We start from the raw sequence: 512 nt of genomic DNA, 5'->3' as shown, positions 1-512 counted from the left end.
TAGTTCACAACCGTGGTTGGAGTATGCTTAAACTTGGCACACGAACGACGTGTGGTTGCCAAATCTTGGCCACGTTTGTGAGGGTTACGAATTAAATACTCACGAGAGTAACGACGCATGAAAGGCATGTCTAAAGCCCAACATGCCATACCAATAAACGGCACATACAGCAGTTGTTGCTTGAGGAAAAACTTCGGCATTGGAATGCGATCTTTAAATACGCAGCACAGTACAACAATATCTGTCCAACTGAGGTGATTGCTGATCAGCAAATACCAACCATCTTTTTTCAGATTCTCGATGCCTTGAACGTCCCACTCCACACGGTTAGACAAGGCAAGAATCCCCGTATTGACGGTCGCCCAAATCCACATCACTTTGTTGGCAGCTTCCGTCCCTTTAGCTTTTAACTGCGCGGTCGGAAGTAGGATCTTAAAAATAGCGATGACACAAATTACGAGTGAACAAATCGCAGAATTGAGGATCACAAAAGAAGCGTTAAAAAAAAATAA

The 512-nt window shown here is 43.8% G+C and carries 1 protein-coding gene; it reads right to left on the bottom strand.

The annotated features are described in order from the left end of the window. Window positions 1-512 (bottom strand): acetyltransferase (locus tag R7R78_RS29615; protein ID WP_225475027.1); only part of this gene is annotated, 512 nt, incomplete at both ends.

This window comes from Vibrio sp. 2134-1, assembly GCF_033339495.1.
Note: the sequence above shows the minus strand (reverse complement) of the source record. Positions and strands in the feature narration are given on the sequence as shown.